The sequence below is a fragment of the Rhizobium sp. 01T444 genome, from assembly GCF_056398305.1.
Genome location: NZ_JBFTPD010000009.1, coordinates 1 through 19801, shown reverse-complemented (window position 1 = coordinate 19801; position 19801 = coordinate 1). Strand labels below are relative to the sequence as shown.

Below are 19801 nucleotides of genomic sequence, written 5' to 3'. Positions count from 1 at the left end.
CAGCTGGACGAAGAGGATCGAAAGCAGGATCAGGAGCGTGGCCCAATTCCGCCCTCGCGGCGCCTCGCGCTCGAAGGCAGCTCCAGGCGCCGTAGGGTCAGATTTCTGCAAGCCCGCCTGAGGGTTTTCGATCTCCGTCCGAACATGATCATGCGTATGCTCGATATTCCTCAACCCGCGACTCCAACGGCTCCCAGGTTGATTATATCTATATCTACATATCTGTTAATATAAATTCGGCGAAATGCTTTGATTAATAACAGAAAACCCGTCCGAGCGACCTCGGACGGGTTGAACCGTTCCAAATTGGAACAAAGCGTCAGGATTCTTCCTTGGGACGCTCGATGCGGATGACCTGTGGTTCTCCGACGAGGTAGCCTTCTTCCTTGATTGCAGCGACCGCCTTGCGCACCGAATCCTCCATGGTCGCATGGGTGACGAGGATGATCGTCTGGTGGTGCGAGGGCGCCAGATGCTGCTTGGAACGCTGGACGATCGATTCCAGCGAAATTTGGTTTTCCGCCATGCGCGTGGCGACGCTGGCAAAAACGCCGGTGCGGTCGAGAACGGTCAGGCGGATGAAATAGCCGCCCTCATGGCTCTGGATCTGCGCCTTGCGGTAAGTCTCAAGCGACTTGGCAGGATGGCCGAGAACGGGAACGCGCTGGGCGCCCGGCTGGCTCTTGGCGATGTCGGCGATATCGCCGAGCACCGAAGAGGCCGTGGCGTTGCCGCCGGCGCCGGGGCCGACCATCAGCAATTCGCCGAGGATATCGGATTCGATTGCGACCGCATTGGTAACGCCATCGACCTGGGCGATGACGGAATCGACCGGCACCATGGTCGGATGCACGCGCTGTTCGATGCCGGTATCCGTGCGTTGGGCGACGCCGAGCAGCTTGATGCGGTAGCCAAGGTCGGCGGCGGCGTGGATATCGTCGATCGAGATATTGGTGATGCCTTCGAGATAGATATCGTCGGCGGCGATCCTGTTGCCAAAGGCAAGCGTCGTCAGGATCGAAAGCTTGTGGGCGGTGTCATTGCCTTCGATGTCGAAAGCCGGATCGGCTTCGGCATAACCGAGGCGCTGAGCTTCCTTCAGGCAATCGGCAAAGGACAGGCCTTCCTTCTCCATCTTGGTGAGGATGTAGTTGCAGGTGCCGTTCATGATGCCGTAGACGCGCGAGATCGTGTTGCCCGTCAGCGATTCACGCAGCGCCTTGATAACAGGGATGCCGCCGGCAACGGCCGCTTCGAAGTTCAGGAGCGAGCCCTTTTCTTCGGCGATCGTCGCAAGCTCGACGCCGTGATAGGCAAGCAGCGCCTTGTTGGCGGTCACCACATGGAGACCGCGGGAAAGAGCGGCGCGAACAGCTACGTTTGCAGCCCCTTCAGCGCCGCCGATCAGCTCGACGAACACGTCGATATCGGCCTTTTCGGCCAGTTCTTCCGGACGCTCGTACCAGGTGATGCCAGTCAGATCGATGCCACGGTCCTTCGAACGATCACGCGCCGAAACTGCCGTAATCGTAATCGGGCGTCCGCAGGTGACTGCAAGTTCATTGCTTTTCTGCCTGATGATGCGAACAAGCGAGGCGCCAACGGTGCCCAAGCCCGCAATGCCGATTTTGAGGGCATCTGCCATGGATCGATCCTGAAATGTCTAGTGAGAGACAGCCGCAAATCTGCGGCTGTCTTCGAGGTTGGAATTAACGGTGGGCGTTGAGCGAGATAACGTTGTGCATCGTCTCGTCCGCCGTCGACATGAACTTCTTGATGTTGCGCGCAGCCTGGCGGATGCGGTGTTCGTTCTCGACAAGCGCCAGACGAACGTAATCGTCACCCTGTTCGCCGAAACCGATACCCGGGGCAACGGCGACGTCGGCCTTCTCGACCAGAAGCTTCGAGAATTCCAGCGAGCCGAGATGACGGAACTTTTCCGGGATCTTCGCCCAGGCGAACATGGTGGCAGCGGGCGGCGGCACTTCGAAGCCGGCCTTGCCGAAGCTCTCGACCATGACATCGCGGCGGCGCTTGTAGACGTTGCGGACTTCCGCAATGTCGGAACCGTCGCCATTCAGGGCATGGGTTGCGGCAACCTGGATCGGCGTGAAGGCACCGTAATCGAGGTAGGACTTCACACGCGTCAGTGCTGCGATCAGCCGCTCGTTGCCGACCGCAAAGCCCATGCGCCAGCCGGGCATGGAAAAGGTCTTGGACATGGAGGTGAATTCAACCGTCACATCCATTGCGCCCGGCACCTGCAGAACCGACGGTGGCGGCTCGCCATCGAAATAGATTTCCGAATAGGCAAGGTCCGACAGCACGATGATGTCATGCTTCTTGGCGAAGGCGATGACGTCCTTGTAGAAGTCGAGGGTCGCCACGAAGGCCGTCGGGTTCGACGGGTAATTCAGGATCAGCGCCAGCGGCTTCGGGATCGAGTGGCGAACGGCGCGTTCCAGCGGCGGGAAGAAGCTCTCGTCCGGCTCGACCGACATGGAGCGGATCACACCGCCAGCCATCAGGAAGCCGAAGGCATGGATCGGATAGGTCGGGTTCGGGCAGAGGATGACGTCGCCCGGTGCGGTGATGGCCTGCGCCATGTTGGCGAAGCCTTCCTTGGAGCCAAGGGTAGCGACCACCTGCGTATCCGGATTGAGCTTCACGCCGAATCGGCGCGCATAATAGGCAGCCTGCGCGCGCCGCAGACCGGGAATGCCCTTGGAGGACGAATAACGATGGGTGCGCGGGTCCTGAACGACCTCGCAGAGCTTGTCGACGATCGCCTGAGGGGTCGGAAGATCAGGGTTTCCCATGCCGAGATCGATGATATCGGCCCCGCCCGCTCGCGCGCTCGCTTTCAAACGGTTGACCTGTTCGAAAACGTAAGGCGGCAAACGCCGGACTTTGTGAAACTCTTCCATCTCTTTCCCCATGGAAATGCGGCCAACCTGACCGCTGTCGAAGCTCGTTCCGTCTCCCGGCATCTGCGATACGAGCTTCAGACTCGCAGCGCCGTATTCCTCTTCAACTTAACTGCGCGGCAAATCTTTGACGGAGAAGCCGCGCACGAAGCGCATTATCGGGAAAATTGCGTCTTCCGATCCATCCGGAAGGCTTTGCGTCCAAATCGCCTTAAAGGCAAGGCTTATTTGGTGATTTCGGAGAGCGTCGCGGCCCCGTGGTCGGCGGCAAGCGCGCGCATCTCGGCGACGCGACGCTGGTACTCCGCTTCCGAGATTGCGCCCGACTGCCGCTTGGCGGTCAGGGCCGTCAGCTGGTGCTGAAGCTCGGCCGCCTGTTCGTCGCTCATCTGCACATTGGCGGCCGTCAGCGGCGCACCGAACGACGGGTAGCCGTCCGGGCTTTTGGTAAGGCCGCCTTCAACGGGTTCGCCCTTGGAGGCCGGCATCACGACTGCCGTCGGCGCTGCCATGCGCTGGGCAAAAGCCTTCTTCTCCTCAGCGGTCTTGTTGCATCCGGCAAGCGCAATGGCCATGGCCGCGGCCGCCGCGCAGATTGCTGCGGTGCGGGTGAAGGTCGCGATATGCCCAATGCCTGTCGTCGTCATGCCTGATGATCCAATCCTGCCTGCTTCGACTGTTAAATTCGTCGCAGCGACAAAGCAATAGCATGAGAGCGGGCGCGCGGAACTTGTTTTCTTCATCGCCGCAGATGTACAACGAATGAACAGTGGATGCTGCCGCCGGAGGAAGTGCGTGACCGACAGCAAGCGGGAGAATGGTGCAAAGGTGGATTTCGACGCCAAGGATCTCGATCCCTATCTCCTGAAGGATCCCGAGGCCATGGCGATGAACTTCGCCCGTGCGCTCGAAAACCTCGGCAGGGCAGCTTCGGCGTGGCTCGGCCCGCGTGAGCGCGGCGAAATCTCCGACACGGTCGTCGAACCCGTCACCGATATGGTGAAGACGCTCTCCAAGGTGACGGACTACTGGATTTCCGATCCGCGCCGAACCTTCGAGGCGCAGACGCAGCTGATGAGCTCGTTCTTCGGCATATGGATGAACTCCGTGCAGAGGATGCAGGGCAGCCCGCTGGGAGCGGAACCGATCGCACGGGTGGATAAGCGTTTCGCCGACGAAGACTGGCAGAAGAATCCCTTCTTCGAATTTTTAAAGCAGGTCTATTTCGTGACCGCCAACTGGGCCGAAAAGCTGGTTGCCGAGACCGAAGGGCTGGACGAGCACACCAAGCACAAGGCCGGCTTCTATGTGAAGCAGATTACGGCAGCGCTCTCGCCCACCAATTTTGTGGTCACCAATCCGCAGGTCTACCGTGAGACGATCGCAACGAGCGGCGAAAACCTCGTGCGCGGCATGAGGATGCTGACCGAGGATATCATTGCCGGTCGCGGCGAACTCCGCATGCGCCAGACCGACATGACCAAATTCGCCGTCGGCCGCGACATGGCGCTGACACCGGGCAAGGTGATCGCGCAGAACGAAATCTGCCAAATCATCCAATACGAGCCATCGACGGAAACCGTGCTCAAGCGGCCACTGCTGATTTGCCCGCCGTGGATCAACAAATTCTACATCCTCGATCTCAACCCGCAGAAATCCTTCATCAAGTGGTGCGTGGACCAGGGACATACGGTCTTCGTCATCTCCTGGGTCAACCCGGATAGCCGCCATGCGCTGAAGGACTGGACGGCTTACGCAAGGGAAGGCGTCGATTTCGCACTGGAAACGGTCGAGAAGGCAACCGGTGAGAAGGAAGTCAACGCCATCGGCTATTGCGTCGGCGGCACGCTGCTTGCCGCAACCCTTGCCCTGCACGCCAAGGAAAAGAACAAGCGCATCAAGAGTGCAACGCTCTTCACCACCCAGGTCGATTTTACCCATGCCGGCGACCTGAAGGTCTTTGTCGACGAGGAGCAGCTTCAGGCGCTGGAAGCGCATATGCAGGCGCTCGGCTATCTCGACGGCTCGCGCATGTCGACAGCCTTCAACATGCTCAGGGCGAGCGAGCTCATCTGGCCCTATTTCGTCAACAACTACCTGAAGGGCCAGGAGCCCCTGCCCTTCGACCTGCTGTTCTGGAATGCCGATTCGACCCGCATGGCTGCGGCCAATCATGCCTTCTACCTGCGCAACTGCTATCTCAGGAATGCGCTGACCAAGGATGAGATGGTCCTCGACGGCAAGACCTTGTCGCTGAAGGACATCAAGATACCCATCTACAATCTCGCGACCCGCGAGGATCACATCGCGCCGGCAAATTCCGTCTTCGTCGGCAGCCAGTTCTTTGGCGGCAAGGTGCAGTTCGTTGTTGCAGGCTCCGGTCATATTGCCGGCGTCGTCAATCCGCCGGACAAGCATAAGTATCAGTTCTGGACCGGCGGCCCGGCCAAGGGCGACTATGATGCATGGCTTGCCAAGGCAAAGGAGACGAGGGGTTCCTGGTGGCCGCACTGGCACGCGTGGATCGAATCGCAAACCGGCGAGCGCGTGGCTGCCCGCAAGGTGGGTGGAGCAGCACTCAATGCGATCGAGGAAGCTCCGGGCAGCTATGTGATGGCGCGCAGCTGAAAGCACAAAAATTTCCCGCCGCCTGGTCGCCCTCACCGAGCAGTGACATACCGATCGCGGCAAACCTTTGAAAAATAGCTTTTTCTAAGATATTACGTCTCTTTTCGCGACAATCGAAACGGAACCCTGCACCTGTAAACTAATTGGAAACCATAGTTCGTCATCCTTAAGAAACGGTCGCTTGTCGCGAATGGGCCAAAATTCGGCCTTTTTGGGCAGTTAGCGGCTCCGGCAAAGATCCGTAAGTCAGTGCTGCCGGCCTGCGTAGCGCGTTTTGGAAGACGAGTAGAGTATGGCGTTTGCGGTAGGGACGTTCAATAACGTCGCCCCTTTTGGCGGATCCGCTGTTCATTCAGGCAGATCTCGCGGTTTACTCACCGGCATCGCAATAGCCGGACTTTTGACCTCCACGTGGCTTATCGGCACGATTGCCACAATGCAATCCGTATCGATGCCCTTCTCCTCACCGAAGGAGATCGCTCCGGTCACAGCAGCACCAAGGCCAACGCCTGTTGCCGTCACGCATGAGCGGCTTATCCATGTCAATAAGGCTTCGCGGCTTGCAGCATTCAATGCCAAGCCGGTCATGCCGTTAACGGCTCAGATTATCCAGTCTCACGCCGAGAAGACCTCGGCGGCATCGAGCGCAAAGCTCGCGCTCGCCAAGACCAATCGCCTCCCCGTTGCCGTCGCGGAACTTCAGCCGGTGGCCGTCTCCGACAATCCGCGCTTCAACAAGGAAGACACTGTCAAGGCGGTGGCAGCCGTCGTCCAAACCGCTGCCGCCACTCCTGCCGAGGATGGCGCCGACCGGATCATCATCCCGTCGAAGGATGCAGTCGCTGCGGCCGAAATGCCGGCTATGCTCGCTCTAGCCGACGCCGGCCCACGCGTCATGCCCGCTCCCGTCGAACTGCTGCCGGCGATCCCCGCTGCTCTCGCCGCCAACAAGCCGGCCGAGATGGAGGTTGCCGAGGCAGACGATGGTGCGCGGCCTTTCGATCTGGTTCTCACCCCCGATGAGGATTCCGTACCGCTCCCGATGGCGCGGCCCGATGGCCTCGTCGGCAAGCCGGCGCCTGTCTCCAAGGGTTCGCAGCGGACTGCCGAGCCTGTGCTTGCCTATGCCAAGCCGAACTCGCCGATCGAAGATGACGAAGACGATGCGGTGCCGCGCTATGACAAGCCGGTCTTTACGCCGCGCTTGCGCGCTGGTGTGGCGATCTACGACATTGAAAACGCTACCGTCTACCTGCCGAACGGCGAGCGGCTGGAGGCCCATTCCGGTCTCGGCAAGATGCGCGACAACCCGCGTTATATTGATCAGAAAATGCGCGGACCGACGCCGCCGCACACCTATAACCTAACGATGCGCGAAGCCCTGTTCCATGGCGTGGCGGCCATTCGCCTGACGCCGGTGCAGGGTTCGGACGCGATCTTCAACCGTGTCGGTCTGCTGGCACACACCTATATGCTCGGCAGGAACGGCGACTCCAACGGCTGCGTTTCCTTTAGGGATTACAAGCGCTTCCTGGCTGCCTACAAGCGTGGAGACATCCGGCAGCTCGTCGTGGTGCCGCGGATGAACAACAAGCCGGCTTCGACACTCGCCTCGCTCTTCTCCTCACGCACCTAGAGCCTTTCCTGGTCAGATTGCAGCATTCTGTTGGCTCAAACGGAGTCGGATGGTCGACCGGCCGGCGCGCGTCGTAGCCCAGATCTACGGCCAAGCCGGCCGATCGATCAGGCGACCCGTTTCAGCCAACCCCGGTGGTTTGCTTGCAAACCAGCTAGGGCCGGGCATCTTTCCGCCAGGATCAAAGGCGATCGGCTCGGACGTACCTAGGGGTATGCCCTTCGCCCATCGCCTTTGCCCTGACGAAAACCTGCTCCGGCAGAATGCTGCGATCTGACCGAGAAAGGCTCTAAAGATTGGCCGCGAGGAAATCGGCGAGCGACCGGCTCTCCGCCGTGAGGCGCATCTTTCCCCTGACGAGTGCGAGTTCGGATGCCGGCTGCGGATCGAACCCGTCTGCTGCTCCAAGCCGGCGATGTTCAGGCAGGACGGCATCCGACGGCAGCAGGCTGATGCCGAGGCCTGAGGCGACCGCCGCCTGAACGCCCATCAAACCCTGGCTCGTATAGGCGATGCGCCAGCGCCATCCGCTGCGCTCGATGAAGCGGATCGCCCGTTCACGGTAGATGCAGCCGACAGGAAAAACAGCAAGCGGGACCGGCTCATTCCTCACCGACCGGCGCGTGCTCTCGACCCAGATCAGTTCCTCCTTCCAACTCGCCAGACAGGCACCATCACCGGGTTCCCGCTTGATCAGTGCCAGATCGATTTCACCCGTATCGAGAAGGCGGCGAAGCTCGACGCTCCAGCCGCTGACGGTGTCGAGCCTAATATGCGGTGAGGCAGCGGAAAAACCGGAGAGAAGATCGATGAGCCTGCGACCGGCAAAATCCTCGGGAACGCCGAGCCTGACGGTCTTGGGCGCAGCGGGCTTGCGCATGACGTCCATTGCCTCTTCTGCCGTCGCCAACAGACGTCGGGCATAACTCAAGAGAATTTCGCCCTCCTCCGTCGTCTGGATACCACCCGTCGATTTGTCGCGCAGAAGCAGGGTGTGGCCGATATTGGCCTCGAGCTTCTTGATCTGCTGGCTGACGGTGGACTGGGTCAGGTGAACACGCTCAGCCGCCCGCGTGAAGCCGCCGGCATCAACGACCGCTGCGAAGGTCCGGAGAAGATCGAGGTCAAAGGCGAAGCTCATTCGGTTTTCCACTGTCCGTAATTATCACATTTAATTTCTCAATGACGCTGTTCTTTGTCAACATGAAGCAAATCATGGAGATGAGAGATGACCCTTCCCGGAATCCGACCAACCTGGCTGACCTTCGAGTGCTACGGCACGCTGATTCAATGGGATGAAGGCCTGCTTGCTGCCATGGGCGCGATCCTGTCAGCCAAAGGCCGCGATATCGACCAGGCCGCCTTCATTGCCGTCTATGACCGCTACGAGCATGAACTGGAACAGCAAAAGCCGCACCGATCCTTCAGCCAAGTCACGGCTCTCGCATTGGAACTTGCCATGAAGGAGTTCGGCCTGCCATTCCACACCGCTGATGCCCATCTGCTGACATCCTCTATCGGCCGGATGCCGCCGTTCCCGGAAGTGGTAGAAACGCTCGGCAGGCTGAAAGCTGCCGGTTTCCGGCTTGCCATTATTTCCAATACGGACGACGCGATCATTGCCGGCAATGTCGCGCAGCTCGGCGGTTTCGTCGACCGGGTGATCACCGCGGAGCAGGCGGAAGCCTATAAGCCCTCGCCGCAAATCTTCCGGCACGCCTGGAAAACGCTCGGCATCGGCATGGATGATCTCGTACATATCTGCGCCAGCCCGCATCTTGACCTTGCCGCCGCGCGAGAACTCGGTTTTCGTGCGATCTGGGTTGATCGTGGCACGGGACGGAAACCGCTCAGCGACTACCGCCCCAACGAGATCGTGCCCACGCTCGACAAGGTACCCGGTCTTTTTGCCGCACACGGCTGGATGTAATTGACGCGATAGGAGACAAGACATGGCCCATGAACTGAACCTGGCGAAGGGACAGCCGGCGATATTGCGCAATCTGCCGCTCGATACCGACGAGATCTGGCAGGCGCGTGTCGATCTCGCAGCGTGCCTTCGAATGGCGGCGCGGCTCGGGCTTGAGGAAGGCATCTGCAACCATTTCTCGGCAGTCGTGCCCGGCCATCCCGATCTCTTTCTCGTCAACAGGCTCGGCTGGGCCTTTCAGGAGGCAACGGCTTCATCGCTGCTGATCTGCGATTTTGAAGGCAACGTCATTGCCGGCGACGGCGTGCCAGAGGCAACAGCCTTCTTCATCCATGCCCGCCTGCACAAGATGTCGCCGCGCGTCGGTGCGGCCTTCCACACGCATATGCCGAATGCGACAGCGCTCAGCATGGTCGAGGGCGATCCCTTCATCTGGGCTGGACAGACGTCACTGAAGTTCTATGGCCGCGTCGCCGTCGACGAGAACTATAGTGGACTGGCGCTCGATGAACGTGAGGGCGACAGGATCGCAGCCGTGCTCGGCGACAAGGACATCCTGTTCATGAAGAACCATGGCGTCATGGTCTGCGCGCCAAACATCGCCGAAGCCTGGGACGATCTCTATTATCTGGAGCGCGCCGCAGAGGTTCAACTCAAGGCGATGAGCACCGGACGCCGGCTGGTGCCGGTATCAGAAGAGATTGCTGAACAGGCGGCAAAGCAGATGCGTGAAGGCGATCCGGAAAGTGCCCGCCTGCATCTCGAAAGCGTCAGGCGCGTTCTCGACCGGCAGGCGCCCGAATATCGGACCTAGGCCTCGCCTATTTCAGCCATACGCCGATGCGCTCTACCGCTTCGGCGATCTCGGCTTCTGAACCGGCATAGGACATGCGGAGCGTACGCGGTCCTTCCACCGGATCGAAATCGAGGCCGGGCGTGGCGGCGACGTTGATTTCCGCCAACATGCGGCGCGCGAAATCCATGCTGTCATTGGTGAAGCGCGATACGTCGACATAGGCGTAGAAGGCGCCATCCATGGGCGACGCCGGTGCAAGGCCGATCTTCGGCAGCCGGTCGAGCAGCAGTTCGCGATTGGCGGCATAACTTGCCTTGACGCGATCCAGTTCCTCGCTGGCGCCGAGCGCTGCTGTGGCTGCGATCTGCGAAAGCTCCGGCGGCGAAATATAGAGGCTCTGGGCGACGCGCTCGATCGGGCGCACCAGCCGCTCAGGCAGCACCATCCAACCGATGCGCCAGCCGGTCATGCAATAGTATTTAGAGAAGGAGTTGATGACGATCGCCTCGTCCGTCAGCTCCAGCGCGCTCGTCTCTTCGCCTGCGAAGGTGAGGCCGTGATAAATCTCGTCGGAGATGAAGGCGATGTCATTGGCATCGCAATAGGCGGCAAGCGCCTTCAGGCCTTCGCGGCCGGTCACCGTGCCGGTCGGATTTGCAGGGCTTGCAAGCAGCACGCCCTTCAGCTTCACGCCCTTTTCCTTCTGGATCGCTTCGAGGCTTTCGGGCGTCAGCGTGAAATGCGTTTCTGATGTGACGGGCACTTCGACCACATTGAGGCCGAGGGCACCGAGGATGTTGCGATAGGCAGGATAGCCCGGCCGGGCAATGGCAACCGCATCGCCGGCATCAAAAAGCGACAGGAAGGCGAGATTGAAGGCCGCCGACGAGCCGGTTGTGATGGCAATGCGGACGGGATCGATCTCAAGGCCGTGGCGATCGCGATAGTGCCAGGCGAGCGCATGTTTCAGCAGCGCTGTGCCGAGCGCATCCGTATAGCCGATCCGCCCCTCGGCAAGCGCTGTGCGGGCGGCCTCAAGGGCTGCCTGGGGAGCTGGATGCGAGGGCTGGCCGACAGCCATGGAAATGACGGGGTGACCGCCTGCCCGTCTCTTCGTCGCTTCGGCCAGAACATCCATGGCGTGGAATGGTTCGACTTCGCTGCGTTTCGATATGGAAAACACGATCACTTCCTGCCTGGCTTCAGATAAAGGCCAGACAATTGCCGCAATAATCGGCTCATCACAATCCCGCGAGGGCTTGGATCGGAGGAAAATTCCTGTTTGATGGCGGCCCGACGCGCCGTAATTTGATGCGGACGCATCCAAGCCCATTAACCCGGCGATGGTATTTTTCGTTCGAAAACCCATCAGTCGACGACGAGGATACCATGGCCTTCTTCTCCAAAACGCTCACCGCGCTGGTGCTTGCAGCCTCCATCGCCCTTCCGGCTCAGGCATTTGCATTCGACGACCAGCAGAAGAAGGAACTGGGTGAATTCATCAAGCAGTATCTGATCGAAAATCCGGAGATCATGCTCGAGGTGCAGGATGCGCTGCAGAAAAAGCAGCAGATGGCCCAGCAGGTGAAGGCGACCATGGCCATCGAGAACAATACCGACGGCATCTTCGATTCCAAGAATGACGTGACACTCGGCAACCCGAAGGGCGATGTCACCGTCGTCGAGTTCTTCGACTATAACTGCACCTATTGCCGTCACGCCCTGCCCGACATGCAGGCGCTCCTGAAGAAGGACAAGAATGTCCGCTTCGTGCTGAAGGAGTTCCCGATTCTCGGACCGGATTCGGTCGCGGCACATCGCGTGGCAGATGCCTTCCGCCGGCTTGCGCCTGAAAAGTACAGCGATTTCCACGTCGCGCTACTCGGCAGCGACGGCCGCGCCTCCGAGGATACCGCAATCCAGGTCGCCTCCTCTCTCGGCGTCAGCGAAGACAAGATTCGCGCGGAGATGAAAAAGAGCCCGAACGATGACATCGTGCAGGCGACCTATCAGCTCGCCGCCAATCTCGGCATCAGCGGTACACCGTCCTATGTGATCGGCAACGAAATGGTGCCCGGCGCCGTCGGCATCGACGATCTTGAAGCCAAGGTGAAGAACATGCGGGCCTGCGGCAAGACGAGCTGCTGAACCCGCGCTCATCAAATCGCCTAAATCGAAGCGTTTCAGCCATGTGGACAAACATGGCGCGACGTCCCTTGCCGATTCTGTAAGGGCTTTCAATAAGCCCGCGTGGAGTCTATAGGTGGCGCTCGCGCATTCCCGTGCCTTTGCTGCCGATAGGCTGGCACAGGACGCGATGAATACAGTGAACCGCGTAGCGGTCGCTTGATCCCGAGAGGATCAAGAGCCGGTGCGCCAAACGGAACATTCGATGACGCAAACGATTTTTGTCCTGAACGGGCCCAACCTGAATATGCTGGGCAAGCGAGAACCTGGCATCTATGGCGGCAAGACGCTCAAGGACATAGAGGCGGACTGCAAGGCTGCGGGCCGCGAACTCGGCTTCGACATCGATTTCCGCCAAAGCAATCACGAAGGCACGCTGGTGGACTGGTTCCACGAAGCGGATGAAAAGGCCATCGGCGTTGCCATCAATGCAGGCGCCTATACGCATACGTCGGTCGCGCTGCATGATGCGATCCGTGCCATTTCCATTCCCGTCATCGAGCTCCACATATCCAACGTGCACGCGCGGGAAGAATTCCGCCACAAGTCGATGATCGCACCCGCATGCAAGGGCGTGATCTGCGGCTTCGGGCCTCATAGCTACATCCTGGCGCTGCACGCGCTGAAGAACATCACGGCATAAGAAGAAGACAGGGCAACACTCATGGCTGAAAAGAAATCCGGTATCGATCAGGCACTGATCCGCGATCTCGCCAACATCCTCAAGGACACGGATCTGACCGAGATCGAAGTCGAACAGGAAGATCTGCGTATCCGCGTTTCGCGCGCAGGCACGCCCCAGTACATCCAGGCACCGATCGCAGGCCCTGCTTATGCGGCGCCTGCAGCGATCGCAGCAGTCCCGGCCGCCGCCGCTCCGGTAGCAGCCGGCCGTAACCCGGCCAATACGGTGAACGCACCAATGGTCGGCACGGTCTATATGGCTCCGGCACCGGGCGCGCGCGCGTTCATCGAAGTTGGCGCCACCGTCAAGGAAGGCCAGACGCTCCTCATCATCGAAGCGATGAAGACGATGAACCAGATCCCCTCACCGAAATCCGGCAAGGTCACGGAAATCCTTGTCGAAGACGGTTCGCCCGTCGAATACGGCCAGCTGCTCGTCGTCGTCGAATAAGGCTTTGCCAATGATTTCGAAGATCCTCATAGCCAATCGTGGCGAGATCGCCCTTCGCGTGCTGCGCGCCTGCAAGGAGCTCGGCATTGCAAGTGTTGCCGTGCATTCGACGGCCGATGCCGACGCCATGCATGTGCGCCTTGCCGATGAGAGTGTGTGCATCGGCCCGCCGCCGTCGCGCGAAAGCTATCTCAATATTCATCAGATCGTCGCAGCCTGCGAAATCACCGGCGCTGACGCCGTGCATCCGGGTTATGGCTTCCTGTCGGAAAATGCCAAGTTCGCCGATATTCTCGAAGCGCACGGCATTACCTTTATCGGCCCGACGGCGGAACATATCCGCATCATGGGCGACAAGATCACCGCCAAGACCACGGCCCAGGAACTCGGCATCCCGGTCGTTCCCGGCTCCGATGGCGAAGTGAAGACCGAAGAGGATGCACTGAAGACGGCAGCCGAAATCGGCTATCCGGTACTGATCAAGGCAACGGCCGGCGGCGGCGGACGCGGCATGAAGGTTGCCAAGACCGAGGCCGACCTGATCGAGGCATGGTCGACGGCCCGCACCGAAGCGGCCGCTGCCTTCGGCAATGACGCCGTCTACATGGAAAAGTATCTCGAAAAGCCGCGCCACATCGAAATCCAGGTGTTCGGCGACGGCGAAGGCAATGCGGTCCATCTCGGCGAACGCGACTGCTCGCTGCAGCGCCGTCACCAGAAGGTCTGGGAAGAAGCCAACTCGCCTGCCCTCAATGTCGAGCAGCGCATGAAGATTGGCCAGATCTGCGCAGACGCCATGATGAAGCTGAAATATCGCGGCGCCGGCACGATCGAATTCCTCTACGAAAACGGCGAGTTCTATTTCATCGAAATGAACACCCGTCTGCAGGTGGAACATCCGGTCACCGAGGCCATCACCGGCATCGACCTCGTGCATGAACAGATCCGCGTTGCCTCCGGCGGCGGGCTCTCGGTCACGCAGGATGAAGTACACTTCCACGGCCACGCCATCGAATGCCGCATCAATGCCGAGGACGCACGCACCTTCGTGCCCTCGCCCGGCACGATTACGCATTTCCATGCACCGGGTGGACTTGGTGTGCGCATCGATTCCGGCGCCTATCAGGGCTACAAGATCCCGCCCTATTACGACAGCCTCATCGGCAAGCTGATCGTGCATGGCCGGACACGCGTCGAATGCATGATGCGCCTGCGCCGTGCGCTCGATGAATTTGTCGTTGACGGAATCAAGACGACGCTGCCACTGTTCCAGGATCTCGTTTCTAACCAGGATATCGCCAATGGCGATTATGATATCCATTGGCTGGAAAAGTATCTCGCCAACAGCAAGCCGGCAGCGTAGGACAGGAATGGCAGGAGCGCGCAGGAAGTCACCAGGTATTACCCCGGAAATCCTCCTGCGCGCCTATTCGATCGGCCTCTTTCCCATGGCCGAATCCGCCGACGACCCGGAAATTTTCTGGGTCGAACCCGATGTCCGCGGTGTCCTTCCGCTGGGCGATCGTTTTCACGTTTCCAAAAGCCTTCGAAAGACGATCAAGCAGAGGCCCTTCGACATCCGCTTCAACAGCGATTTCGATGCCGTGATCACCGCTTGCGCGCAGGAAACATCCGACCGCCCAAGTACCTGGATCAACGAGACCATCAGGACACTCTATTCCGCCCTGCACCGCATGGGCCACGCCCATTCCGTCGAAGCCTGGGATGGTGATGAATTGGTCGGCGGGCTCTACGGCGTGTCGCTTGGCTCCGCCTTCTTCGGGGAAAGCATGTTCTCGCGGCGCACCGATGCTTCGAAAATCTGTCTCGTGCATCTAGTCGAGCATTTGCGCCAGAAACATTTCACCCTGCTCGACACGCAATTCACGACTGAGCATCTGAAGACATTCGGTGCCATTGACGTGCCTAAGGCGGACTATGCGCTACTGCTCGCCGCCGCAATGGAATCGCCGCATCTCGCGTTCTAGGGAACGATTATTCCGTCAGAAAAAGCTTATTTCGCGCCGGCGCTGTCCGGAGGCGGGACGTCGGAGTTCTGCTTGCAGTCTTTTAACCAGACGTCATAGATCGGATGCTCGACGGCGTTGAGGCCGGGGCTGTCGGCAAACATCCAGCCGGTGAAGATGCGGCGGATCTTGCGGTCGAGCGTGATCTCGTCGACTTCGACGAAACCATCGATCTTCTGGGCTTCCGACTGATCGCGCGAATAACAGGCCTTCGGCGTCACCTGCAGGGCGCCGAACTGGACCGTTTCGTTGACATAGACGTCGAAAGTGGTGATACGGCCGGTGATCTTGTCGAGGCCGGAGAAGACGGCGACCGGATTGTCGATGCGGGCAGCCTGTGCCTGATTGGAAAGAAGCCCGGCGGAAAGCGCCAATAGCGATACAGCTCCCGCAGCCGGCAGGACCGTGTTTCGCAGGGAAAGCTTCATATCTACCCGTCTCCAGCACATATCAGGTTCATGGCCGCAGCGATTGCGGCCAACCTGCGGGTAAAGGTCAATTGTGGCCAAAGCGCGGGGCAGAACCCGCCATCAGATGCTTGACGCTCAGTTGCCCGGCGTCCAGGCGTCGTAGTCACCGGTCACGCGCGGACGTTCGCCGGCAACCGAGAGCGAGCCCGGCGGACGGTAAGCCTGCGGCGAACCGGTCGGGTTGGCGCGGTGCGGCTTCTGCCATTCCTTAGCGACGTAGGTTTCCTTGGACGGAGGAACATCGGTGCGGTGATGCATCCAGCCGTGCCAGCCCGGAGGAATGGCGGAAGCTTCGGCGTAACCCTTGTAAATCACCCAGCGCTTCGGCAGGCCGTAGGAGGAAAGACCGCCTTCGTAATAGACATTGCCCAACTCGTCTTCACCAACGCGCTTGAAGCCGCGAAGGGCGAAGAGCGTGCCGAAAGTGTAATTGTTCCACCAGGTGAAGGTGTGCAACAGGAACTTGATCATGTCTTTTCCTCGTGGCCGCAGGACGCGGACGAAAGCAGATAGGCTTTTTCGCTTATGCCGCCGCCAAGCCGAATTGTCCAGTGATTCCCGCCGAAACTACGGTCATTTCAGAGCCATCTTGAAACCGAGATGCGATGGCTTGAAGCCCAGTCTTTCGTAGAAACGATGGGCATCCTTGCGTACCGCATTCGATGTCAGTTGGACGAGCCGTACGCCGCGACCTTTCGCCTCGGCAATGGCAAATTCGATCATCCGCGCACCGATGCCCTGCCCGGGCATATCGGAGCGCGTCTGCACCGCCTCAATGATCATGGCGGATGAGCCGCGTGCATTGAGCGAGGTGGTGATCATCGTCTGAAAGGTGCCGACGACGTCAGCGTCCCGTTCGGCAACATACAGCGTCTGGTTGGGAGACGCAGCGATCCCCGCAAAGGCGCGGGCGTACTCCGGATAGGCCTCCGGATCACTCGTATCCCCATGGCCGCCGAGCTGATCGGCAGCAAACATGGCAATCAACGCCGGCAGATCGGCTTCACGTGCTTCGCGGATGATAATGTCGCCGGATGCCATATCAGTGGAGCTCGAGCGCTTTCTCGAAAACCAGCGTCGGAACGCCGGACTGGCCGGGGCCACTGTTCTCATTGCGTCCGGCTTCGACGAAACCGAGCCGGGTGTAGAAATAGATGGCTTCGTGGTTCTGAACCTCGACTTCCAGCCGCATGATTTCCGCATCCGGAAAACAGGTCTCAAGCTCCGCGAAGATATCGCGGCCGATGCCCTGGCGCTGCAGATCCGGCTTTACATAGAGGAGATGCAGCATGACAGTCTTCGTCATCTCGGATGACATGGCCGCATAGCCCATGCCGCCAATATTCCGACCGTCATCGGCAACGAGGAATTCGGCATTCTTCTTCGTCAGCCGCGCCTTCAGCGCAGCCGGCGAAAAGAGATGAGCGATCAGTTCTTTGACCTTCGCAACGCCATGGCTTGCATCATAGGCCGCATGGAAACTCTCGACCAGCAGGGCGCGGACATTCTCCAGATCGCGCTCGCCAGCCGTTCGGACGAAATAAACCAAGACCTTCTCCTCACGGTATCGGTCTTCCGAACACCGCTCCACGCTGTTTGGCCGAGGCCGTTGGCTTATTCTTCCTCGATGCTGAGCTTGGCCTTGACGAGGGCCTGAACAGCCTGCGGATTGGCTTTGCCGCCGGTCGCCTTCATGACCTGACCGACAAACCAGCCGGCAAGCGTCGGCTTTGCCTTGACCTTGGCGACCTGGTCCGGATTGGCGGCGATGATCTCATCGACAGCCTTCTCGATCGCGCCGGTATCCGTCACCTGCTTCAGGCCGCGGCTTTCGACGATCTCGGCGGGATCGCCGCCTTCGTTGAGGATGATCTCGAAAACATCCTTGGCGATCTTGCCGGAGATGGTCTCGGCCTTGATGAGGTCGATGATGGCGCCGAGCTGAGCCGGGGAAACCGGCGTTTCCTCGATATCCTTGCCGGTGCGGTTGAGCGCGCCGAGCAGATCGTTGATGACCCAATTGGCGGCGGCCTTGCCGTCACGACCTTCGGCAACGGCTTCGAAATAATCGGCGATCGCCTTTTCCGAGACGAGCACGGAGGCATCGTAGATAGAGAGACCGAGCTCGCGGACGAAACGCTCTTTCTTGTCGTCGGGCAGTTCCGGCAGATACCGAGCAAGATCACGGACAAAGGCGTCGTCGAATTCGAGCGGCAGCAGATCCGGATCGGGGAAATAGCGATAGTCATGCGCATCTTCCTTGGTGCGCATGGACCGCGTCTCGCCCTTGTTCGGGTCGAAGAGACGGGTTTCCTGATCGATGGTGCCGCCATCCTCCAGGATACCGATCTGGCGGCGGGCTTCGTATTCGATCGCCTGGCCGATGAAGCGGATGGAGTTGACGTTCTTGATTTCGCAACGCGTGCCGAAGGGCTCGCCCGGTCGGCGCACGGAGACGTTGACGTCGGCGCGCATGGAGCCTTCGTCCATGTTGCCGTCGCAGGTGCCGAGGTAGCGCACGATGGAGCGCAGCTTCGTCATATAGGCCTTGGCCTCGTCAGAGGTGCGCATATCCGGCTTGGAGACGATTTCCATCAGCGCAACGCCGGAACGGTTCAGGTCCACATAGGACATGGTCGGATGCTGGTCGTGCATCGACTTGCCGGCGTCCTGTTCCAGGTGCAGGCGTTCGATGCCGATCTCGATGTCCTCAAACTGGCCCTGGCGATCCGGGCCGAGCGAGATGACGATCTTGCCTTCGCCGACGATCGGGTCCTTGTACTGCGAGATCTGATAGCCCTGCGGCAGGTCCGGATAGAAATAGTTCTTGCGGTCGAAGACCGAACGCTTGTTGATCTCGGCCTTCAGGCCGAGACCAGTGCGCACCGCCTGCTTGACGCATTCCTCGTTGATGACGGGCAGCATGCCGGGCATGGCCGCATCGACGAGCGAGACGTTCGAATTCTGCGGCTTGCCGAACTCCGTCGAAGCGCCGGAGAAAAGCTTGGAATTGGAAAGCACCTGGGCATGGACTTCCAAGCCGATGATGACTTCCCAATCGCCGGTGGCGCCGGGGATATAACGTTTCGGATCAGGCGTGCGAACGTCGACAATGGTCATGAGATGCTCTTCGAAGGCTGTTCTTTTCAACAGGTGAGGTAAAGGAAATGGCCTGCCGGTGCAAGGCTTTCGGCAGCCTAGAAACCCGGGCCGTAGCCTTCCGGCTCCTGCGGGCCGAGATGCTTGCTGAGACCGACTGATGGCACGTCGCGGTCGAGCTTCGGATTATAAGCGACCGAAAGCCAGTGGATCGTGTAGCCGTGCTTCTGGAAGAAGGAGATCGCCTCCGTATTTCCAGAATGGGTCTGCATCGCCGCCTCCTCGAAGCCCTGCTCGAAAATATCAGACTCGATATGCTCCAGAAGCGCGGTGCCGAGGCCCTGACGATTGAAGCTCGGATCGATCCAGAAGTCAGAGATGGTCTCGTCCAGTCCTTCGCGCGCGGCCCAGCCGGCAACCTGCCCGTTCTGTTCGACGACAGTGATGGTGAGCCAGTTATTATCCACGAACGTTCGGAAGGCGGTGCGGGCTCCATCCGTCATGGCGTCCGATTCGCCGATCAATGCCATCGCTCTTTGCCAGGCTCGCAAGCCGATTTCGCTCAAGAGCGCCGTGTCGCCTTCGCGGGCATTGCGAATGTGGATCAATGGCACCTCCGCGTTACTACAGAGTAGTAGACCATTGAGTCGGGCAATTTTCCAGTCCCTGCAATGAGATGAAGAAGCGAAAGCAATATTATCGGCGGCTTTTTTGTTCCGCTGCGGCTGATTGACCGGATTGTGGTTGCTGATAAAAAGCCCGTCAGAGGTGTTTTATGTCTAACCTGCCTGAGACCCGGTAAAGGCCCTGCCCGCAAGCACAGCCTCGCGCGCATGGGCCCTAAAAACGAAGCCGCGGCGTATCGGCTAAACCCGAACGCCAGATCGTTTTCGTGCGCCTTCCTGAAGGCGCGTTTCCGGATCAACAGCAATGGACATCTCGCGCGCAGAACAGCGCATCCTGCAC

20 protein-coding genes and 1 pseudogene are annotated in these 19801 nt (G+C 59.7%); 10 read left to right on the top strand and 11 right to left on the bottom strand.

Translation table 11 applies throughout. The features are described from left to right. Positions 1-319: 319 nt before the first annotated feature. The 3 genes from AC1DTN_RS14615 to AC1DTN_RS14605 form a co-directional block, all read right to left on the bottom strand. Positions 320-1645: a homoserine dehydrogenase gene (locus AC1DTN_RS14615; RefSeq protein WP_007825159.1), complete on the bottom strand. Its 1326-nt coding sequence runs from the start codon at positions 1643-1645 to the stop codon at positions 320-322. 64 nt (positions 1646-1709) lie between these two features. Beyond that, complete coding sequence (locus AC1DTN_RS14610; protein WP_007825161.1) at positions 1710-2927, bottom strand: LL-diaminopimelate aminotransferase; 1218 nt, start codon at positions 2925-2927, stop codon at positions 1710-1712. Positions 2928-3151: 224 nt separating this feature from the next. Further along, a complete protein-coding gene (locus AC1DTN_RS14605; RefSeq protein ID WP_113322389.1) occupies positions 3152-3574 on the bottom strand; it encodes a hypothetical protein in 423 nt (140 codons plus the stop codon). A gap of 126 nt (positions 3575-3700) precedes the next feature. Between AC1DTN_RS14605 and phaC the strand changes: the two are divergent. The 3 genes and pseudogenes from phaC (at position 3701) to AC1DTN_RS14590 (ending at position 7468) form a co-directional block, all read left to right on the top strand. After that, a pseudogene (gene phaC, locus AC1DTN_RS14600) lies at positions 3701-5555 on the top strand (class I poly(R)-hydroxyalkanoic acid synthase). A 292-nt stretch (positions 5556-5847) separates the two neighbouring features. Further along, a complete protein-coding gene (locus tag AC1DTN_RS14595; RefSeq protein ID WP_439014858.1) occupies positions 5848-7191 on the top strand; it encodes a DUF2778 domain-containing protein in 1344 nt (447 codons plus the stop codon). Positions 7192-7240: 49 nt separating this feature from the next. Continuing rightward, positions 7241-7468, top strand: a complete 228-nt coding sequence (locus tag AC1DTN_RS14590; protein ID WP_439014857.1) for a hypothetical protein — start codon at positions 7241-7243, stop codon at positions 7466-7468. 12 nt (positions 7469-7480) lie between these two features. Here AC1DTN_RS14590 and AC1DTN_RS14585 read toward each other — a convergent pair whose 3' ends face one another. After that, positions 7481-8332: a LysR substrate-binding domain-containing protein gene (locus tag AC1DTN_RS14585; protein ID WP_477921518.1), complete on the bottom strand. Its 852-nt coding sequence runs from the start codon at positions 8330-8332 to the stop codon at positions 7481-7483. 87 nt (positions 8333-8419) lie between these two features. Here AC1DTN_RS14585 and AC1DTN_RS14580 point away from each other — a divergent pair, with 87 nt between their 5' ends. Both AC1DTN_RS14580 and AC1DTN_RS14575 read left to right on the top strand, forming a co-directional pair. After that, positions 8420-9121, top strand: a complete 702-nt coding sequence (locus AC1DTN_RS14580; protein WP_477921517.1) for a haloacid dehalogenase type II — start codon at positions 8420-8422, stop codon at positions 9119-9121. Between the two features lie 22 nt (positions 9122-9143). Further along, complete coding sequence (locus AC1DTN_RS14575) at positions 9144-9935, top strand: aldolase (RefSeq protein ID WP_113322395.1); 792 nt, start codon at positions 9144-9146, stop codon at positions 9933-9935. 7 nt (positions 9936-9942) lie between these two features. Here AC1DTN_RS14575 and AC1DTN_RS14570 read toward each other — a convergent pair whose 3' ends face one another. Next, positions 9943-11100 carry a pyridoxal phosphate-dependent aminotransferase gene (locus AC1DTN_RS14570; protein ID WP_113322396.1) on the bottom strand — a complete coding sequence of 386 codons (1158 nt, stop codon included), beginning with the start codon at positions 11098-11100 and terminating at the stop codon, positions 9943-9945. Between the two features lie 206 nt (positions 11101-11306). On the opposite strand from AC1DTN_RS14570, the gene AC1DTN_RS14565 reads away from it, so the two are divergent. The 5 genes from AC1DTN_RS14565 (at position 11307) to aat (ending at position 15227) form a co-directional block, all read left to right on the top strand. Further along, positions 11307-12065 (top strand): DsbA family protein, encoded by a 759-nt coding sequence (locus AC1DTN_RS14565; RefSeq protein ID WP_113322397.1) that lies wholly within the window; start codon positions 11307-11309, stop codon positions 12063-12065. Positions 12066-12309: 244 nt separating this feature from the next. Beyond that, entirely contained in the window at positions 12310-12747 is a 438-nt protein-coding gene (gene aroQ / locus AC1DTN_RS14560; protein ID WP_113322398.1) for a type II 3-dehydroquinate dehydratase, read from the top strand. Between the two features lie 21 nt (positions 12748-12768). Next, positions 12769-13239: an acetyl-CoA carboxylase biotin carboxyl carrier protein gene (accB, locus tag AC1DTN_RS14555; RefSeq protein ID WP_439014855.1), complete on the top strand. Its 471-nt coding sequence runs from the start codon at positions 12769-12771 to the stop codon at positions 13237-13239. Between the two features lie 10 nt (positions 13240-13249). Beyond that, a complete protein-coding gene (accC, locus tag AC1DTN_RS14550) occupies positions 13250-14602 on the top strand; it encodes an acetyl-CoA carboxylase biotin carboxylase subunit (protein ID WP_310383234.1) in 1353 nt (450 codons plus the stop codon). A 7-nt stretch (positions 14603-14609) separates the two neighbouring features. Further along, a complete protein-coding gene (aat, locus tag AC1DTN_RS14545; RefSeq protein ID WP_310383232.1) occupies positions 14610-15227 on the top strand; it encodes a leucyl/phenylalanyl-tRNA--protein transferase in 618 nt (205 codons plus the stop codon). A 26-nt stretch (positions 15228-15253) separates the two neighbouring features. Here aat and AC1DTN_RS14540 read toward each other — a convergent pair whose 3' ends face one another. From AC1DTN_RS14540 to AC1DTN_RS14515, 6 genes are all read right to left on the bottom strand, one after another. Continuing rightward, positions 15254-15694 carry a DUF2155 domain-containing protein gene (locus AC1DTN_RS14540; protein WP_037106339.1) on the bottom strand — a complete coding sequence of 147 codons (441 nt, stop codon included), beginning with the start codon at positions 15692-15694 and terminating at the stop codon, positions 15254-15256. Between the two features lie 117 nt (positions 15695-15811). Then, on the bottom strand, positions 15812-16207 hold the full coding sequence (locus AC1DTN_RS14535; protein WP_113322402.1) for an NADH:ubiquinone oxidoreductase subunit NDUFA12: 396 nt from the start codon (positions 16205-16207) through the stop codon (positions 15812-15814). Positions 16208-16309: 102 nt separating this feature from the next. Next, positions 16310-16777, bottom strand: a complete 468-nt coding sequence (locus AC1DTN_RS14530; RefSeq protein ID WP_477921513.1) for an N-acetyltransferase family protein — start codon at positions 16775-16777, stop codon at positions 16310-16312. Position 16778: 1 nt separating this feature from the next. Then, the gene (locus AC1DTN_RS14525) at positions 16779-17285 is read right to left on the bottom strand and encodes a GNAT family N-acetyltransferase (protein WP_439014854.1); all 507 of its coding nucleotides are present in this window, start codon (positions 17283-17285) and stop codon (positions 16779-16781) included. A 65-nt stretch (positions 17286-17350) separates the two neighbouring features. Further along, positions 17351-18856 carry an Asp-tRNA(Asn)/Glu-tRNA(Gln) amidotransferase subunit GatB gene (gatB, locus tag AC1DTN_RS14520; protein ID WP_439014853.1) on the bottom strand — a complete coding sequence of 502 codons (1506 nt, stop codon included), beginning with the start codon at positions 18854-18856 and terminating at the stop codon, positions 17351-17353. A gap of 77 nt (positions 18857-18933) precedes the next feature. Beyond that, positions 18934-19443 carry a GNAT family N-acetyltransferase gene (locus AC1DTN_RS14515; protein WP_439014852.1) on the bottom strand — a complete coding sequence of 170 codons (510 nt, stop codon included), beginning with the start codon at positions 19441-19443 and terminating at the stop codon, positions 18934-18936. Positions 19444-19801 lie beyond the last annotated feature (358 nt).